We start from the raw sequence: 13,972 nt of genomic DNA, 5'->3' as shown, positions 1-13,972 counted from the left end.
TCACTCCGCCACGAGCCGCTCGACCGCGGCCGCGATCAGCTCGTCCCGCTCGGCTTCGCCATAGACGTCCGGCAGGGTGAGCTGCTCGACGATCATCCAGCTGAGGGTGAGGATCAGCAGCCGCACCGCGGTCGCGTCGCCGGGCAGCCCGGACTGCTCGTGGTAGGTCACGTTCGCGTCGACGTCGGCGCGCACGCGCTCGGTCAGCAGCTTGCGCAGCTCGGGGCGGCGGGTGGCTTCCAGGCGTAGTTCGAGCAGCGCGAGGTAGCCGCTGGGGAACGCGCTGATCCGTGCCACGAGTTCGCGCATGAGCTGGGTGTAGGTCGCCCGGTCCCGCGGCGCCGTCCGCTGCCGCTCGATCGTCGCGGCGTCCGGTTCCATGCGCTCGTAGAACCGCTGGGCGATCTGGTACAGCAGGTCGTCGCGGTTGGCGAAGTAGTTCGAGGCCGTGCCGGCAGGCACCGCGGCTTCTTTGTCGACGGCGCGGAACGTCAGCCCGCGTGCGCCCTCGGCGGCCAGCACCTCGATCGCGGCGTCCAGCAGGGCCGCCCGCCGCTCCTCGTTCCTGCGAACCATTTGACACCACTCCAGTTGTAGTACTACGGTCGAACCACTACAGACAGAGTACTACGGATGGAGCACTTCATGCGAGAGCTGGTCTACTACATCGCGGTCACCATCGACGGCCGGATCTCGGGTCCCGGCGGCGAGTACGACTTCTACCCGCAGGGCGACGAGGGGCAGGCCGCCGCGTACAGCGCGTGGATGAACGAGCGGTTCCCGGAGACCGTTCCGACGATGATGAGAGCCGCGTTCGGCCTGGAGGACGCGCCCAACCGGCAGTTCGACACGGTCGTGATGGGACTCGGGGCCTACCGTCCCGGCTTGGATCTCGGGTTCACCAGCCCCTACGCGCACTTGCGCCAGTACGTCGTGTCGAGCACGCTCGGCCCCTCCCTGGACCCTGCGGTCACGGTGGTCGCCGGCGACCCGCTCGGCCTGGTCCGCTCGCTCAAGCAGGAGGAGGGCAAGGACATCTGGCTCTGCGGCGGCGGCAAGCTGGCCGGGGCGGTGTGGCCGGAGATCGATCGGCTGGTGATCAAGAGCTACCCCGTGGTCGCCGGGGACGGGATCCCCATGGTCGACGGCAAGTTCGACCCGACGGTCTTCGCGGTCACCGAGCGGAAGTCGTTCGACAACGGCGTGGTGGTCACCTGGTTCGACCGTCGCCGGTGATGCGATCGATTTCACCCGCGGGGTCGATTGATCGTAAGGTATGCTAACTATGTGTCCGATATGCGGGAGCCTGCCCTGGCGAGCCGGTTGCGGCTCGCGGTGGTGCGGCTGAACCGCAAGCTCCGGGCGCAGCGCACCGACGAGAACGTCTCGCTCACGCAGCTGGCGGCGTTGTCCACGCTGCACAAGTGCGGACCGCTCACGCCGGGCAAGCTCGCGGCGAAGGAAGGCGTCCAGCCGCCGTCGATGACCCGGGTCATCGCGGCGCTGGAGGACTTCGGGTTCGTCGAGCGGAGCCCGCACCCGACGGACGGGCGGCAGTCGATCGTCGCACTGACCGAGCGGGGACTGGCGTTCGTCGGGGAGACGATCTCGGTGCGCGAGGCCTGGCTGGACCGGAAGCTGGCAGAACTGAGCGGCGAGGAGCGGGAAGTGCTCGCCCGCGCCGCCGAGATCATCGACAGGATGGCGGGGAACGAATAACGGTGGGCTTCAACACGGGTACTGACGGACAGTCCGAACTGACGAACACAGGTACCCGGGGCCAGGCGCCACCCGCCGACCGCGCCGCCTGCACCGCGCCGTCCGGCCGGATGCGGCCCAAGTCCGCCGCCGCTGCGGCCCCGGAACCCACTGAGCCCGCGGAGCCCGAGGAGAAGGCGCAGCCGAAGGCGAGCATGTTCGCCTCGCTGCGGGTGCCCAACTACCGGCTGTTCTTCTCCGGCCAGATCATCTCCAACGTCGGCACCTGGATGCAGCGCATCGCCCAGGACTGGCTCGTGTTCGAGCTGTCCGGGAACAACCCGGTGGCGCTGGGGATCGCGGTGGCGCTGCAGTTCCTGCCGACGCTGATGCTGTCCCTGTGGGCCGGTGTCCTCGCCGACCGGGTGGACAAGCGCAAGCTGTGCATCGCGATCCAGAGCGGCATCGGCGTGCAGGCGCTGGTGCTCGGGCTGCTCGACGTGTCCGGTGTGGTGACGCTGTGGCAGGTCTACCTCCTGTGCTTCGTGCTGGGCATTTTCAGCTCGCTGGACGTGCCGGCGCGGCAGTCGTTCGTCGCGGAGATGGTGGGGCGCAAGCAGATCACGAACGCGGTCGCGTTGAACTCGTCGGTGTTCAACATGGCCCGGATCGTCGGGCCCGCCATCGCCGGGTTCGCGATCACGTGGGTCGGCACCGGCTGGATGTTCCTGGCGAACGCGGTCAGCACGCTGGCCGTGATCACCGGGTTGCTGCTGATGGACCCGGACAAGCTGTTCCGCGGCCCGGCCGTCGCGCGGGCCAAGGGGCAGCTGCGCGAGGGGCTGGCCTACGTGCGCGGGCGGTCGGACCTGGTTTCGCTGATGGTGCTGGTGTTCTTCGTCAGCACCTTCGGCATCACGTTCTTCACGTCGCTGGCGATTGTGGCCGGCAACGTGTTCGGCACGCAGGCCGACGGGTACGGGCTGCTGTCCACGCTGCTCGCGGTGGGGACGTTCACGGGTTCGCTGATGGCCGCCCGGCGCGGGGCGCGGGGCCGTCCGCGCGTGCGGCTGCTGCTGATCGCCGCGTTCAGCCTGGGCGCGGTCGAGTTCGTCGCCGGGTTCATGCCGACCTACCTGGCGTTCGGCATCGCGCTGATCCCGCTCGGATTCGCCACGATCACGTTCCTGAACACGGCGAACTCGCTCGTGCAGACGTCGGTGAGCCCGGAGATGCGCGGCCGCGTCATGGGGCTCTACGTGCTGGTGCTGATCGGCGGGAACCCCGTCGGCGGGCCGATGGTGGGGTGGATGGCCGACACCTTCGGCGGCCGGTCGCCGTTCCTCATCGGCGGCGTGATCTCCGCGGTGGCCGCAGTGGCGTGCGCGGCGGTGCTGGCCCGCCGAGGCGGCATGACGACGCCGGTGCGGCTGGCCGGCCTGCGGGTGCTCAACCCGCGGCGCCGCTCGGAGCGGTCCCAGGCCGCCTGACGCGCCGGTGCCCGGGCGTCGCTCGGTGTCGTGACTTGTGACGTGTGTGGGGAGGACCTTCGGGCCGAGTGCCTGGATCACCCGAGTGACCTGACCGTCCACACCCCGTGGGGCACACGGGTGCTCGGACGCTGGGGCTCAGCGTCCGAGGAGGGCGGGCAGCACCGTCTCCGCCAGGGACCTCAGGTCGCGCCCTGTGCCGGTGAACGCCAGTTCCTGGCTCGAGTTCTCGTCGAGCTTCACCGCCACCACCTCGTCGGTGATCAGGGCGGGGTGGCCGGCCAGCGTGTCGGGGTACGCGCGCGGCGTCACGTCGTCCGTCAGGGCCGCCTGCACCGTGCGCACCGTGCAGCGGCCGTCGAACCTCGGCTTCGCCGTCGACGGGCTCGTGCCCATCGCCTTCGCGAGCTGCGTGCACAGCTGCCACGACACCACCGGCCACGGCGCGTCCTGGATGCCATAGCCCGGCACCGGCTCGGTCGTCCGCATCGCGATCACCGCGTCGCGGCCCTGCGCGGGCAGGTCCGGGCCGGGCGCCATGGTCGTGTCGATGAGGTCCCGCGCGATCGACATGGCGAGGTCGTCCAGCGTGAGGCCCGGGCGCGTGACGGCGTATCGCGTGATGTCCAGGCGCAGGTACGGGTGGACCTCACCGCTGGACGCGTCGTCGACCAGGTGGACGTTGAGCCGCGCGTTGACGGTGCCGCTCGACTCGACCTCCGCGGCCCGCCCGGACACCGTCACCGACTGCGGCGACCGCAGCGTGGCGGGCACGTTGTCGAGGCGCAGGGTGACGTCGAGACTCCCGGTGACCAGGTGGCAGACGCTGCCCCGCACCTCGCGCAGCGTGGCCCCGCCGAGCACCGCTTCCCAGCGCTGCTCCGACAACGCCTGGCACAGCACGTGACCGGAACTGCCCGCGGGCAGCGCGGCCAGCATCTCGCCGGAGGGCATCGGCACGCGGCGCGGCAGTTCGCCGTCCTTGCCCGGCCACACGGCGGGCAGGCCGGGGGCGGGCGGCGGCGCGTCGCTGCCCTGCGACCACAGGTACCCGGCCGCGCCGGCGACGGAGGCGAAGGACAGCAGCACGCCGAGCACGATCGCGATCACTGTCGACGTCTTCACACGGCAAACGCTATCCGGTGACCGAGCGAGTTCGATCAGTGATCCCCGGTTGGGGGAAGGGGATGCCACGCCGGTGCGCCGCCGTCCCGCCGGACCCGCCCGAACACCACGTCGGCGAAGTGGATGCCGAACCCGATCGTGTCCGGTTCGGACAGTTCGGCGACGAGGCGGGCGCGGTGCGCGGCGGCGTGGACGGGATCGTGGTCGACCGCCGCCGAGAACTCCGGGTGGTCCACCTGGACCGGCGAGTGCAGCGCGTCGCCGAACGCGATGAGCCGCTGCCCGCCGCCGGTGATCACGTACTCGGCGTGCCCCGGAGTGTGGCCCGCGCTGACCCGGATCCGCACGCCGGGGAAGATCTCCTCCCCGTCGCGCACCGTGCGGACCTGCGGCTCCAGCCCGGCGATGTCGCGTCCCGTCACGTCGCGCGCGGCCCACTCCGGTTCGGCGACCACGTAGTCGGCGTGCGCGAAGACGGGCCGGTCGGGCGCGGGGTGCCAGGCCCAGCCGGTGTGGTCGGCGTGCAGGTGCGTGAACGCCACCGCCTCGATGTCCGACGGGGACCGGCCGAGCGCGGCCAGGTTCGCGGGCAGCGCGCCGCCGCGGATCGGGCCGCGTGGGGTGCCCGGATCGGGCGGCAGGGACTCCGGCCCGAAGCCGGCGTCGATGAGCAGCGCGCGGTCGCCGTGCTCGACGAGCAGCCCGCCGATGCTGGCCACCAGGTGGCCGGAGTCGTCCAGGTACTCCGGGTGCGCGTGCCAGAACTCGTCGGTGGTGTCCGGCAGCCAGCCGCGCGCCGGCAGGTGCACGACGCCGTCCGGCACGAACGTCACCTTCGTGTCGCCCAGCCGCAGTGAGTGGATGCCGGCCTGCCGTCGCAGGCGCTCGTCGGAAGAGGTGATCATGCGTCCGACCGTAAAGCATCAAGCTTGAAACATTCAAGCTGAAAATGTACTGGCTTGACGGATCACTACGATGGGAGCATGGAACCGCAGGTCATCGCCGAACGTGAGCTGTGCGGGCTGGTGAACGGGCTGGCCCAGCAGATCGCCGACCACGTGCGCGAACGCGCCGCCGCTCTCGGGCTCACCGCGCCGCAGGCGACGGCGCTGCGGGAGATGACCGGGCCGATGACCATGCGCGAACTGGCCGAGCGCATGAGCTGCGAGCCGTCCAACGCCACCTTCGTCGTGGACAAGCTGGAGAAGCTGGGGCTGGTCGAGCGCCGGCCGCACCCCACCGACCGCCGCGCCCGTCAGCTGGTCCTCACCGCGAAGGGCGAGGAGCTGCGTGGCAAGCTCCTCGACCTCCTCGTGCGCGACTCGCCGCTCGCCGCTCTCGACGCCGGTGAGCAGCGCGCGCTCCACGGGCTGCTGGAGCGGGCGATCGTCCGCCGCGATCACACCGGCGGGTGAACGGACGATCTCCCGGAACCGGCCCCTTGCGGGGGTTGGTGAAGTTAGGCTAACCTAATGCTTGTCCGCTTCGTGGTGGGAGCGGCAGTCAGTTCGGGAACGGGCGAAGCCCCGGTGCCGGGAAGGATCCCAGCACCGGGGCTTCGTTCATGTCGATCCCGAAGTGCACCCGGTATGCCTCGACCTTCTCGGTGTCGCTCAGCTCGCGCTCGACCCGCTTGCCGTCGACCGTCTCGATCAGCTTGTCGCCCGCCAGGGTGACCCGCCCGGACGGCGTCGAGATCGTGCTCAGCACGTTCTGCGTGAAGTGCGATTCCGGCGAGGTGGCCTGCCACCAGCAGGTCGGGCCGAAGTCGGACAGCTGCCGCGGCCGCTTCTCCAGCCGGTAGGCCGGCTCGCCGTTCAGCCGCACCTCGATGTCCCCGTCCGGCGCGTCCACCACCAGGAACTCGCCCTCGGGGTCGGTCTGCGGCTCGCACGCCGTCAGCCGCAGCGGGTGGCGGGCGAAGCGGCCGAAGCCCACGTCGGCCAGCCACGGCTCGTCCAGGTCGACCTGCAGCGCCAAGTGGTCGAACGGTGCGCCCCACCGCCCGCCGCCGAACACGCGGGCACCCAGCAGGGTCACCGAGAAGCCCAGCTCACGCAGGAGGGCCGCGAACAGGCCGTTGAGCTCGTAGCAGAACCCGCCGCGGCGGCGCCGGACGACCTTGTCGAACAACGCGTCCTCGTCCAGCACGATCCGCTCGGGCAGGTGCACGCTGAGGTTCTCGAACGGAACCGCCAGCAGGTGGGCTTCGTGCAGCTCCCGCAGCGCCGCCGGGGTGGGGGCGGCGGGACGGCCGGCTCCGATGCGGGCCAGGTACGCGTCGACATCCATGGCAGCCAGCCTGCACCCTCCACTGTGGTCGAGGTCAAGCGGAAAAAAAGAAGGGCCCTGTCCGCGCGGGTGCGCGGAAGGACCCCTCGATCAGGCTCGCTCAGAGGAGCAGGCCGTTGCCGCCGGAGACGGCGTTGTCGAAACGCTTGCTGATCTCGCCCCAGTTGTAGACGTTCCACAGCGCCTTGACGTAGTCCGCCTTGACGTTCTTGTAGTCGAGGTAGAAGGCGTGCTCCCACACGTCGACCAGCAGGATCGGCACGGTCGGCAGGATCAGGTTGTTGTGGTGGTCGCGCAGCTGCTGCGTGATCAGCGTCTTGCCGATCGGGTCCCACGACAGGGCGGCCCAGCCGTTGCCCTGGATCGTCGTGGCGACGGCGTTGAACTGCGCCTGGAACTTGTCGAACGAGCCGAACGCCTCGTCGATCGCCGAGGCAAGCTCGCCGGTCGGCTTGTCGCCGCCTTCGGGGGACAGGATCTTCCACCACACCACGTGGTTGGCGTGCCCGGCCAGGTTGAACGCCAGCGTGGTCTCCAGGCCGACGATCGAGCCGAAGTCGCCCTTGTCCCGAGCCTCCGCGAGCTTGTCCAGGGTGTCGTTGGCGCCCTTGACGTAGGTCGCGTGGTGCTTGCTGTGGTGCAGCTCGTTGATCTGACCCGAGATGTGCGGGGCGAGCGCGCCGTAGTCGTAGTCGAGGTCAGGAAGCTCGTAGCGGGCCATCAGCCCTCCTTCTTGTCTGACGCAGAGTCCCTTGCGGTATCAAAACCTAGTCCTCGCGCGCGCGGGAAGCTAACTGGGGAGCCGCTGTCCGCACTGCGGGAACCGGTCATGTCCCAACCCTGCAATCTCCAGCTAGATGGAGGTCAACGGGGTGTGCGGATGATCACTGCGCCAGGTCGTCGAGCACCGCGATGTTGAACTCGAAGGCCACCAGCGTCTCGGTGACGATCCGGTCGCGCTCGGCCCCGGTCCACGGGGTGTCGTCGAGCAGCGCCTTGTACCGCTTCCGGAACGCCGGGACGTTGTCGATGTCGTCGAAGTGGTAGAACAGCGCGCCCGGCCCCTCGACGCCGTGGGCTTTGGCCAGCAGCTTGCGCACCGCCTGTCCGCCGGCGAGGTCGCCGAGGTAGCGCGTGTAGTGGTGGGCCACGTAGCCGCCTGCCCAGTCGAAGGCGACCGACCGGATGCGGCGCACGTAGTCCTCGGTCGCCGGGACCGGCGTGACGCGGTCCCGCCACTGCTCGCCGTAGAGGAACTCCAGGTCGGCCGCCAGCGCGGGCACCCGGCGCAGCTCGTCGAACACGAACCGGCCGCCGACCGGGTCGCGGCGCATCGCGTCCGCGGCCTCCTCGATCGCCTGGTAGATGAACCAGTACTGGGCCACCAGCCGGGCGTACTCGGTCAGGTCCAGGTCGCCGTTGAACAGGTCCCGCATGTACCGGGAGTGGTGCGCGCGGTCGTGCGCCCGCCGTGTCGACTCCCTCAGGGTGGTCGAGAACGGGGTCTGGGTCAGGTCCGAATCAACCGCGAGGGGAGCCACCATGAGTGGCACTGTAAGCGACATCGGTCACTTAGGCTACCCTAACAAGGCCGGATTGACCCGAACAGAGCCCGGTTGATCACGGAGTGTCCACGGGCCAGGTGTGCACGGCCTCGCCGCTCCGGCTCAGTTCCAGGTAGCGCCCGAGCATGGTGTTCAACGCGGTCTCGCGGTCCGCGCCGCGGTCCTCCGCCCCGGTGACCACCGCCCGCTGCCACCACGCGCCGTTGCGCCGGGTCAGGCAGCGCTGCTCGATGACGCCGAGGTAGCGGTCGATGGCCGCTTCGGACACGTCCGCGCTGCGCAGCCCCTCGACCGCGAGCGGCAGCAGCACGCGCAGCACCAGCTCGTCCGGCGGCACCCAGCCCTGGCCGGGCCAGTAGAGCTGCGCGTCGAACCCGTTGCGCGCACCGGCGTACAGGTTCTCCTCCGCCGCCTGGAACGACATCTGTGTCCACACCGGACGTTCCGCCTCGGCGAGCGCCCGCTGCGCGCCGTAGAAGAACGCCGCGTTGGCCATCATGTCGAGCACGGTCGGGCCCGCGGGCAGCACGCGGTTCTCCACGCGCAGGTGCGGTTTGCCGTCCACCACGTCGTACACCGGGCGGTTCCAGCGCCACACGGTTCCGTTGTGCAGCATCAGTTCCGTGAGCTTCGGCGCCTGCCCGGACTCCAGTGTGTCCAGCGGGTCCTCGCTGTCGGTCTCCGGCAGCAGACCGGGGAAGTAGCGGACGTTCTCCTCGAACAGGTCGAAGATCGAGGTGATCCACCGCTCGCCGAACCACACCCGCGGCCGCACGCCCTGGTTGCGCAGCTCCTCCGGGCGCGTGTCGGTGGCCTGCAGGAACAGCGGGATGCGGGTCTCGTGCCACAGCGCCTTGCCCAGCAGGAACGGCGAGTTCGCGCCGACCGCCACCTGCACACCCGCCAGGCACTGCGCGGCGTTCCAGTGCGTGGCGAATTCCTCCGGGGCCACCTGCACGTGCAACTGCACCGACGTGCACGCGGCCTCGGGCAGGATGGACTCGGAGTAGGCGCGCAACCGCTCCGGGTTGTGCCCGCCGAGCGGGGCGCCGTCCATGGACAGCGTCATGTTCTCCCCGCGGGCGGCGAAGATCTGGTCGTTGAGCAGCGTGTAGCGGGTGTTGTTGGTGATCCACTTCTGGTCGAAGTGGTCCTGCGCCAGTGTCGGCAGGATGCCGATCACGGCCAGCCGCGCGCCCGCGGCCGTCGCGTTCCGGTCGGCCTCGCCCAGGTAGCCGACCAGGTCGTGCTCCAGCTCGATCGCGGACTTCCCGGCGAGCGGGCGCGGCGGCACGTTCAGCTCGATGTTGTGCTGCGACAGTTCCGTGGTGAAGGACTCGTCGTCCAGCGCCTCCAGCACGGCGCTGTTCGACATGGACGGCCGCAGCCGGTCGTCCACCAGGTTCAGTTCGACCTCGAGCCCGATGTGTCTTCGCGGGAACGAGAAGCTGTCGTCGGCGAGCATCCTGGCCAGGGTGTCCAGGCACCGCTGGAGCTTGTGCCGGTACCGCGCCCGGTCCCGGGGGCTGAAGGTTTCCGCCGACACGTCCTTGCCCATGCCATCCCTGCTCTTGTCCTCGGCCGCGGCTGTGGTGATCGCCGCGGCACCCCGGCCGACAACGGTCGCACAGCGATCGTCGCGGGGTCATCGGCCAAAACGGTGGCTCCGCTGCGACGCGCCCCACCGCGGCCCCTGCTGCTCCGTTCGGCCCAGTGGTACGCATGACGTTCGGAGCACCCACCCCGACGACGGAGGATCTACCCCGAAGCCGCAGACTTCATGCCGTGGCGCAGATCGTGCGAACCGAAGACGAGGGTGATCCCAGGCTCGACGACTTCCGGGACCTCTCCACGGCGGACCGGCGACCGGACCGGCCCGGCGGGCGCGGCCTGGTGATCGCCGAGGGCACCGTGGTGGTCCGGCGCCTGCTCGCGTCAGCGTACCCGCCGCGGGCACTGCTGGGCGTCGAGCGGCGGATCGAAGAACTCGCGCCCGACCTGGCGGATGTGCCGGTGCCGGCGTACGTCACGTCGGCCGAGGTGATGGCGAAGGTCGTCGGGTTCCACCTCAACCGGGGCGTGCTCGCGGTGGCCGACCGCGCGCCCCAGCCGGACGCGGACGAGATCCTCGCGCGGTCGCGGGTGGTCGCCGTGCTGGAGGGCGTCGGCGACCACGAGAACATCGGCGCCCTGTTCCGCAACGCGGCCGCGCTCGGGGTCGACGGGGTGCTGCTCGGCGCCGGCTGCGCGGACCCGCTGTACCGGCGGAGCGTGCGGGTGTCGATGGGCAACGTGCTGCGGGTGCCGTTCGCCTCGCTGACGCCGTGGCCGTCCGGGCTGGAGCGGGTGCGGGCGGCGGGGTTCCGGGTGGCGGCGCTGACGCCGCGCGCCGACTCGCGGACGCTGCGCGAGGTGGCCGCCGACGGTGGCCGGACGGCGCTGCTGCTCGGCTCGGAGGGGCCCGGCCTGACCGCGGAAGCGCTGGACAGCGCCGACGTCGCGGTGCGGATCCCGATGAGCGAAGGCGTCGATTCACTCAACGTGGCCACTGCCGCGGCGGTGGCCTTCTACGAGCTCGCCGCAGCGGTAAATTGACGACGTCCTGGCGCGACGGCCGGAAAGGTGCATGCGTGGAATTGCGGGTCCGCGGCGACCGCGCCGTGCTCAAGGGGCACGGTGACGTGTACACGCGCGAGATCGACCCCCACAGCCTCGCGCTGGGTGTCGAACTGGCCGACGCGCTGCACGAGTGGGCACAGGTCGCCGCGGCGCTGCGGCGATCGGCGAACGACCCGAGCGAGGCCGCGACCGTGGTGTCCCGGCGCGGGCAGCAGCTGGCTTCGCGCGTCGCCGGGGTGATGGGCACGCCGGTGCACTACGTGGACCCGGTGACCGGGGAGCAGGTGGTCGTGCCGCCGCCACCGCGCGCCGAGGAGCCCCCGCGGCTGTTCGCCGGGGTCGGGGACGAGCCGACGCCGTGGGCGACCGGGCTGGTGGTGGCCGGGTTCGTGGCGGCGGTGGTGATCGTCGCGATGATGGCGCTCGCGATCGCGCTGGCGGCGGAGACCGCGGGCTGGCTGGTGCTGGTCGCGGCGGTCGTGGTCACCGCCGGGATCGCGCCGTCGCTGTGGCTGGCGCGGAAGCTGCCGATCATCCGGTGGGTGGCGCTGGGCGCGGCGGCCGGGGTCGTGCTGTCCTGGTTCGGCGTGCTGGCCGTCGTGTTCTGACGGACCCGGGGGTGGTGCCGGGTTCACTGGCCGTCCGGCTGGAGGGATGACCAGCGGCCAACGCCGGCGCCCTGCGCGTAGGACAGGTGCCCGCCCAGCGCGCCGCCGGCGCTGAGCGTGACCAGCCCGGCCGCGGCCCAGAAGCGGGCGGTGCGGCGGCTGGAGCGGTTCGCGGCGAGGAAGCAGCCCGCGGCGAGGGTGTTGGCGACGGCGTGGATCGCCCCGACGCGGCGCTGTGCGGTGTCCAGTCCGGAGAACTCGGCGAGGCCGGTGAGGACCGTCGGCGGGGTCGCGGCCAGTCCGATCGTGACCAGGCGCCGGGCGGCTTCGGGCTGGCCGGTCAGGTCGAGCACCGCCGAGGACAGCCACGCCCCGATCGGCAACGTGACCAGCAGCGGGTGCACGGGGTGGCCGAGCCAGGCGCCCCGGAGCAGGCGGTCGGCGGCGCCGCGGCCGATCACCTTGCGCAGGCCGCGGGCCGCGACGGAGGTGGCGGGGTCGACGGCGCGGAGGGACTCGGCGGCGGTGAGGATTCGTTTCACCAGGTCCCAGTACCCCGTGGCGGTGGTTCGATTCGCCCGGCGCGGGTAGACGTGCCCGCATGTGGGGACGAGCGGTAGCGCAGGGCGCGGTCGCCGGGCTGGCGGGCGTGCTCGTGATGACGGCGGCGGAGAAGGTCGAGCAGCGGTTCACCGGACGGCCGGACTCGCACGTGCCGGGGCGGACCCTCGCACGGCTGCTCGGGCTGCCGGACGGCAGGCGGCGGTCGGTGAACCTGGCGATGCACTTCGGGCAGGGCGCGCTGCTGGGGGCGCTGCGGGGCGTGATGGCGACGGCCGGGCTGCGCGGCCCGTGGGCGTCGGCCATGTTCTGGGCGGTCCGGCTGACGAACGACCAGACGCTGGAGAACGCGACCGGGGTGGGGGCGCCGCCGTGGACCTGGCCGCGGCGGGAGCTCGTCGTGGACCTGGCGCACAAGGGTGTTTACGCTGCCGGGACCGGGGTCGTGGCCGATTGGCTGGCTTCGCGTTATGGGGAGGGGCCGGGGCAGCGGCATGCGTCGCTGCTGCCGGGGCGGCGGTCTGGTGTGGGGCCGGTTCCGCGTAGTCGATCAGGGCAGTAATGGGAGACGACGCACGCGGAGCCAATCGTCGGCGAGCACGACGACTGCACCGCTCGCCAGATCGTCCTCGACCGTCGGAAGGTTGGCGATGATGACGGCTGCCTGATCGGCAGCTCGTCGACCGACGAGACGGCGAACGAGCAGCACCGATGGACGGTCGGCGTGCTCCCGGGCGAGGAGGGTGCCGAAGTCGGTGTCCGCCGAGATCAGGATCCGGTCTTCGTCGCGGGCACGGCCAGCACGACCGGGTCCGGAGCGGCCTGCAGACCGTACTCCCGCAGGTGGACAGCCTCGTGTCCGGCGTCGGTGAGGAGCTTGGCAACCGCAGGCGACAGATTGTTGTCGACGAGGAACCTCACGCGGTGTGCCTCAGGGGCAGCTCACGTTCCCGTACTGCTTCGGCGGCGAACCGCAGCGCCTCCACGACGTCACCAGGCGTGAGGTCGGGCAACTCGGTGACGATCTCGTCCACGGTCATGCCGTCGGCAAGCATGGCGATCACCGTGGCCACGGGTATCCGTAGGCCACGGATGCACGGCTGACCCCCCATCAGGTCAGCGTCCACGGTGATCCGCTCGAATGTCACGTGTCCGATGCTAGCCGGAACTCGCCCGAGTTGCGGAAACTCGCGCCAACCCCGTGGCTGTCAGCCGCGCTGGCTGCGGACTCCCAGTAGGACGTCTTCCCAGGCTGGGACGGCTGGGTGGGCCTTCTTCTTCGGCTTCGGCTTGGCTGCCGTCGGGTCGGGGTGGGCGTCGATGTCGAGCGTGGGCTGCTCGTCCGCCGGCTCGGGCTCGGGCTCCGGCAGCGGCTCGGCCTCCGCGCCCACCGCTCGCAGCGTCCGCGGCGTGCGGTGCGGGTCCAGCAGGTCCTCGGCGTGCTCGTCCAGCGCCGTGACCGTGCCGCCGTGCGCGCCGGCCGAGAACTGCCAGTGCGCGGCGTTGTCGGAGCGGCCCGCGGTCCACCGGAGCGCCACGATCCACCGGCCGTCGTCGCCGCGCCAGGCGTCCCACGACGCCTGCGAGTAGTCCTGGCCTCGCACGCCGAACGCGTACGCCACGATCTCGCCGAGCGTCCGCACGTCCGGGCCGTCCTCGCGCACCGGGTGCGCCGACTGTGCCAGCTCGGCGGTGCGGGACCGCTCCAGCAGCACCGGGTACGCGAACCGCTCCACCCGTTCCACCGAAACCCCGGCGGCGTCCGCGACCTGCTGCACCGACTCGCCGGCCCGGATCCGGGCCTGGATCTCGCGTGGTCGCATCTGGCTCTCCGTCTCGATTTCGATCTGCCCGAGCCTCGGCACGTCGCCCCGGACGGCCGCGCGCAGCTTCTCATCGGCGGGCAGGAGGAAACGCTCGCGCCGCGCTGGGTCTTCGCACACGATGGACTTACCGTCCTCGTGCAGCCCGACCACTCTCAGCGTCCGCATCCGCTTCCTCCTGACTTCACCTT

17 protein-coding genes and 1 pseudogene are annotated in these 13,972 nt (G+C 71.1%); 7 read left to right on the top strand and 11 right to left on the bottom strand.

Annotated elements, in window-relative coordinates; genetic code table 11:
* Entirely contained in the window at positions 1-576 is a 576-nt protein-coding gene (locus AMY39116_RS0306540) for a TetR/AcrR family transcriptional regulator (protein ID WP_020416897.1), read from the bottom strand.
* Between the two features lie 69 nt (positions 577-645).
* Here AMY39116_RS0306540 and AMY39116_RS0306535 point away from each other — a divergent pair, with 69 nt between their 5' ends.
* From AMY39116_RS0306535 to AMY39116_RS0306525, 3 genes are all read left to right on the top strand, one after another.
* On the top strand, positions 646-1,236 hold the full coding sequence (locus AMY39116_RS0306535) for a dihydrofolate reductase family protein (protein ID WP_027935694.1): 591 nt from the start codon (positions 646-648) through the stop codon (positions 1,234-1,236).
* Positions 1,237-1,296: 60 nt separating this feature from the next.
* The gene (locus tag AMY39116_RS0306530) at positions 1,297-1,719 is read left to right on the top strand and encodes a MarR family winged helix-turn-helix transcriptional regulator (RefSeq protein WP_020416895.1); all 423 of its coding nucleotides are present in this window, start codon (positions 1,297-1,299) and stop codon (positions 1,717-1,719) included.
* Between the two features lie 194 nt (positions 1,720-1,913).
* Positions 1,914-3,188, top strand: a complete 1,275-nt coding sequence (locus AMY39116_RS0306525) for an MFS transporter (protein WP_039791284.1) — start codon at positions 1,914-1,916, stop codon at positions 3,186-3,188.
* Between the two features lie 138 nt (positions 3,189-3,326).
* Here AMY39116_RS0306525 and AMY39116_RS0306520 read toward each other — a convergent pair whose 3' ends face one another.
* Together AMY39116_RS0306520 and AMY39116_RS0306515 are read right to left on the bottom strand one after the other, a co-directional pair.
* Positions 3,327-4,313, bottom strand: a complete 987-nt coding sequence (locus AMY39116_RS0306520; RefSeq protein WP_020416893.1) for a hypothetical protein — start codon at positions 4,311-4,313, stop codon at positions 3,327-3,329.
* A 35-nt stretch (positions 4,314-4,348) separates the two neighbouring features.
* Entirely contained in the window at positions 4,349-5,218 is an 870-nt protein-coding gene (locus AMY39116_RS0306515; protein WP_020416892.1) for an MBL fold metallo-hydrolase, read from the bottom strand.
* A 78-nt stretch (positions 5,219-5,296) separates the two neighbouring features.
* Here AMY39116_RS0306515 and AMY39116_RS0306510 point away from each other — a divergent pair, with 78 nt between their 5' ends.
* Entirely contained in the window at positions 5,297-5,728 is a 432-nt protein-coding gene (locus AMY39116_RS0306510; RefSeq protein WP_020416891.1) for a MarR family winged helix-turn-helix transcriptional regulator, read from the top strand.
* Positions 5,729-5,816: 88 nt separating this feature from the next.
* On the opposite strand, the gene AMY39116_RS0306505 is transcribed toward AMY39116_RS0306510, so the two are convergent.
* From AMY39116_RS0306505 to AMY39116_RS0306490, 4 genes are all read right to left on the bottom strand, one after another.
* Positions 5,817-6,605 carry an arylamine N-acetyltransferase gene (locus AMY39116_RS0306505; protein ID WP_020416890.1) on the bottom strand — a complete coding sequence of 263 codons (789 nt, stop codon included), beginning with the start codon at positions 6,603-6,605 and terminating at the stop codon, positions 5,817-5,819.
* Positions 6,606-6,705: 100 nt separating this feature from the next.
* Positions 6,706-7,326, bottom strand: coding sequence for a superoxide dismutase (locus AMY39116_RS0306500; RefSeq protein WP_017985168.1), 621 nt, complete (start codon positions 7,324-7,326; stop codon positions 6,706-6,708).
* Between the two features lie 163 nt (positions 7,327-7,489).
* Positions 7,490-8,149 (bottom strand): heme oxygenase (biliverdin-producing), encoded by a 660-nt coding sequence (locus AMY39116_RS0306495; RefSeq protein ID WP_020416889.1) that lies wholly within the window; start codon positions 8,147-8,149, stop codon positions 7,490-7,492.
* 76 nt (positions 8,150-8,225) lie between these two features.
* Positions 8,226-9,728 (bottom strand): glutamate-cysteine ligase family protein, encoded by a 1,503-nt coding sequence (locus AMY39116_RS0306490; RefSeq protein ID WP_020416888.1) that lies wholly within the window; start codon positions 9,726-9,728, stop codon positions 8,226-8,228.
* A gap of 227 nt (positions 9,729-9,955) precedes the next feature.
* Here AMY39116_RS0306490 and AMY39116_RS0306485 point away from each other — a divergent pair, with 227 nt between their 5' ends.
* Positions 9,956-10,765: an RNA methyltransferase gene (locus AMY39116_RS0306485; RefSeq protein WP_020416887.1), complete on the top strand. Its 810-nt coding sequence runs from the start codon at positions 9,956-9,958 to the stop codon at positions 10,763-10,765.
* A 35-nt stretch (positions 10,766-10,800) separates the two neighbouring features.
* Complete coding sequence (locus AMY39116_RS0306480; protein ID WP_020416886.1) at positions 10,801-11,397, top strand: DUF2537 domain-containing protein; 597 nt, start codon at positions 10,801-10,803, stop codon at positions 11,395-11,397.
* Between the two features lie 23 nt (positions 11,398-11,420).
* Here the strand turns inward: AMY39116_RS0306480 and AMY39116_RS0306475 are convergent, their stop codons facing one another.
* The gene (locus tag AMY39116_RS0306475) at positions 11,421-11,939 is read right to left on the bottom strand and encodes a DUF2231 domain-containing protein (protein ID WP_020416885.1); all 519 of its coding nucleotides are present in this window, start codon (positions 11,937-11,939) and stop codon (positions 11,421-11,423) included.
* A 59-nt stretch (positions 11,940-11,998) separates the two neighbouring features.
* Between AMY39116_RS0306475 and AMY39116_RS0306470 the strand changes: the two genes are divergently transcribed.
* Entirely contained in the window at positions 11,999-12,520 is a 522-nt protein-coding gene (locus AMY39116_RS0306470; protein ID WP_020416884.1) for a hypothetical protein, read from the top strand.
* Here the strand turns inward: AMY39116_RS0306470 and AMY39116_RS48050 are convergent.
* From AMY39116_RS48050 to sepH, 3 genes and pseudogenes are all read right to left on the bottom strand, one after another.
* Positions 12,509-12,879 (bottom strand): annotated as a pseudogene (locus AMY39116_RS48050) (DUF5615 family PIN-like protein). The gene AMY39116_RS0306470 and the pseudogene AMY39116_RS48050 overlap by 12 nt on opposite strands.
* Entirely contained in the window at positions 12,876-13,106 is a 231-nt protein-coding gene (locus tag AMY39116_RS0306460) for a DUF433 domain-containing protein (protein ID WP_020416882.1), read from the bottom strand. Before AMY39116_RS0306460 ends, AMY39116_RS48050 begins: the two are co-directional and overlap by 4 nt.
* A 60-nt stretch (positions 13,107-13,166) precedes the next feature.
* The gene (sepH, locus tag AMY39116_RS0306455; protein WP_020416881.1) at positions 13,167-13,949 is read right to left on the bottom strand and encodes a septation protein SepH; all 783 of its coding nucleotides are present in this window, start codon (positions 13,947-13,949) and stop codon (positions 13,167-13,169) included.
* Positions 13,950-13,972: the final 23 nt, after the last annotated feature.

This window comes from Amycolatopsis sp. ATCC 39116, assembly GCF_000231075.2.
Lineage (GTDB): Bacteria > Actinomycetota > Actinomycetes > Mycobacteriales > Pseudonocardiaceae > Amycolatopsis_E > Amycolatopsis_E tucumanensis.
Note: the sequence above shows the minus strand (reverse complement) of the source record. Positions and strands in the feature narration are given on the sequence as shown.